This window comes from Blastococcus sp. SYSU D00868 (assembly GCF_054050575.1).
In genome coordinates this window covers 1-3,019 of the sequence record NZ_JBJGZO010000058.1, presented here as the reverse complement: position 1 = coordinate 3,019, position 3,019 = coordinate 1, and the positions used below count along the sequence as shown (strand labels likewise).

The window sequence follows — 3,019 nt, the reverse complement described above, 5'->3', positions numbered from 1 at the left end:
GCCCCCCCCCCCCCCGCCCCCGGCGCCCCGCCCGGGCCGTTCGCGTCCCCGGGACGGCAGTCGCTGCCGCCAGATGTGGTCCAGGTCACGGCGTCGTAACGATCTCCTGGGCGTCCACCCCGGAGTCCCCGACAGGTGGTGACACGCGTCACATCCGGCGGCAAGGTGCCCTCCGCGGTCCTGCGACCGTTCGACCTTCGTCCCGATGGGAGCTGTGGGGTATGCGCAGAAGAGGCTTGGCGGCGGTCGGCGCGGCGTGCGTCGTGGCGCTGGTGCTGTCGGCGTGCGGCAGCGACGACGAGGACTCGGGCGACGGGGGCGGCGGCGGGGGTGGCGGCGGGGGGACCATCGACGTCGGCATCCTGACCTCGCTGAGCGGCCCGAACGCCACGGCCGCGCAGGGGTCGATCCGCGGGGCGCAGGCGCGCTTCGACGCCTACGAGGAGGCCGGCGAGGGCTGCGCGGCCGACCTGGACTTCAGCATCGTCGAGGCCGACGACACGTCGAGCGCGCAGGGGGCGCTCGCCGGCGCGCAGAAGCTGATCCAGCAGGACCAGGTCTTCGCGATGATCAACGTGAGCGCGTTCTTCTACGGCGCCTCCCCGTTCCTCACCACGCAGGCGAGCACGGTGCCGGTCTTCGGCGGGGCCTGGGACGGCGCCCAGGAGTGGTCGGCCCCGGACAACAACCTGTTCAACAGCTCGCTGGTGCCGAACTACGAGAAGACCTTCACCACCGCCGGCGACTTCCTGCAGAGCCAGGGCGCGACCAAGGTCGCCGGCATCGCCTACGTCAGCCCGAGCTCGCAGGCCGGGCTGGAGCAGGCGATCAACTCCATCGAGGCCGCGGACCTGCAGGTCGGCTACACCAACAACAGCGTGCAGTTCGGCAGCACGGACGTCGGCCCGTTGGTGCTGGGGATCCTCGACTCGGGTGACGACGCGGTCTACACGACCATCAACTTCGACACCTCGCTGGCGCTGGTCGGCGGCCTCAAGCAGGCCGGCTGGAACGGCGTCTTCGTCGCCCCGACCGGCTACGGCGCCGACCTGCTCGGCTCCGAGCCCGCCGTCCAGGCCGGACAGGGCGTGATCTTCGCCAACGCCTTCACCCCGATCGAGGTCGGCACCGAGGCGACCGAGCAGCTCAAGACGGCGCTCGAGGCGGCGGGCAACGAGTTCGGCATCCCCGGCTTCTACGAGAGCCAGGGCTGGTTCGGCGCCGACCTGCTGCTCCACGGCCTCGAGGAGGCCGGCTGCGACGCCACCCAGGAGGAGCTCATCTCCACCCTGCAGGAGACCGACGACTGGGACGCCGGCGGCCTCTACCCGCAGCCGGTGCCGCAGAGCACGGTCGACTACGACCAGCAGTGCTCGTACTACGTCCAGCTGGAGGGCGACGGCTTCGTCGTCCTCAACGACGACGAGCCGTTCTGCGGTGAGGCGGTGAGCTGACCCGACCCGCTCGCGCGAGCCGACGGCCCGGCCGGTCCCCCGCGGACCGGCCGGGCCGTTCGCGTTCCTCTGCTGACAGTCTCTGCCACGAGATGTGGCCCAGGTCACGACGCCGTAACGATCTCCGCGGCCCTCCTCCCCGCTTCCGAGGCAGCTAGTGACACCCACCACACGGTGCGGCATGGTGCGCGTCGCGGTCCTGCGATCGTTCGACAACCTTCGTACCGATGGGAGCCCTGGGGTATGCGCAGAAGAGGTGTGGCAGCGGTCGGCATGGCGTGCGCCGTTGCCCTCGTGCTGTCGGCGTGCGGCAGCGACGACGAGGAGGGCGGCGGCGGCAGCGGTGGTGGTGGCGGCGGCGGGGGTGGCGGCGGCGGGACCATCGACGTCGGCATCCTGACCTCGCTGAGCGGGCCGGGTGCCACGGCGGCCCAGGGCTCGATCCGCGGGGCGCAGGCGCGCTTCGACGCCTACGAGGAGGCCGGCGAGGGCTGCGCGGCCGACGTGGACTTCGGCATCGTCGAGGCCGACGACACGTCCAGCGCGCAGGGCGCGCTGGCCGGCGCGCAGAAGCTGGTCCAGCAGGACGGCGTCTACGCGATGATCAACGTGAGCGCGTTCTTCTACGGCGCCTCGCCCTTCCTGACCACCCAGGGCAGCACGACGCCGGTGATCGGCGGGGCCTGGGACGGCGCCCAGGAGTGGTCGGCTCCCGACAACAACCTGTTCAACTCGAGCTTCGTGCCGGACTACGAGACGACCTTCAGCACCGCCGGGGAGTTCCTCAAGGAGCAGGGCGCGACCAAGGTCGCCGGCATCGCCTACGTCAGCCCGAGCTCGCAGGCCGGGCTGGAGAGCTCGCTGGCGTCGATCGACGCGGCCGGCCTCGAGCGGGGCTACGTCAACAACAGCGTGCAGTTCGGCAGCACCGACGTCGGCCCGCTGGTGCTCGGCATCCTGGAGTCCGGCGCGGACGCGGTCTACACGACGATCAACTTCGACACCTCGCTGGCACTGGTCGGCGGCCTCAAGCAGGCCGGCTGGGAGGGCGTCTTCGTCGCCCCGACCGGCTACGGCGCCGACCTGCTCGGCTCCGAGCCCGCCGTCCAGGCCGGGCAGGGCGTCATCTTCGCCAACGCCTTCACCCCGATCGAGGTCGGCGGCGAGGCCACGGAGCAGCTGTCGTCGGCACTGCAGGCGGCGGGCAACGAGTTCGGCATCCCCGGCTTCTACGAGAGCCAGGGCTGGTTCGGCGCCGACCTGCTGCTCTACGGCCTCGAGCAGGCCGGCTGCGACGCCACCCAGGAGGAGCTCATCTCCACGCTGCAGGAGACCGACGACTGGGACGCCGGCGGCCTCTACCCGCGGCCGGTGCCGCAGTCGACGATCGAGTACGACGAGCAGTGCTCGTACTACGTCCAGCTCGAGGGCGACGGCTTCACCCCGCTCAACGACGGCGAGCCGTTCTGCGGGACGCCGGTCGAGTGACCCGCCGCCCCGCCGGCCGGCGCGTACTGCGCACCGGCCGGCGGGGTGCACCCACCGGGCGGTCCGGCCGGTCCCGC

The 3,019-nt window shown here is 72.0% G+C and carries 2 protein-coding genes; both read left to right on the top strand.

The annotated features are described in order from the left end of the window. The first annotated feature begins 221 nt into the window (after positions 1-221). The gene (locus ACI79F_RS24320) at positions 222-1,454 is read left to right on the top strand and encodes an ABC transporter substrate-binding protein (protein WP_456547716.1); all 1,233 of its coding nucleotides are present in this window, start codon (positions 222-224) and stop codon (positions 1,452-1,454) included. Positions 1,455-1,727: 273 nt separating this feature from the next. Continuing rightward, the gene (locus ACI79F_RS24315) at positions 1,728-2,942 is read left to right on the top strand and encodes an ABC transporter substrate-binding protein (RefSeq protein WP_456547715.1); all 1,215 of its coding nucleotides are present in this window, start codon (positions 1,728-1,730) and stop codon (positions 2,940-2,942) included. Positions 2,943-3,019: the final 77 nt, after the last annotated feature.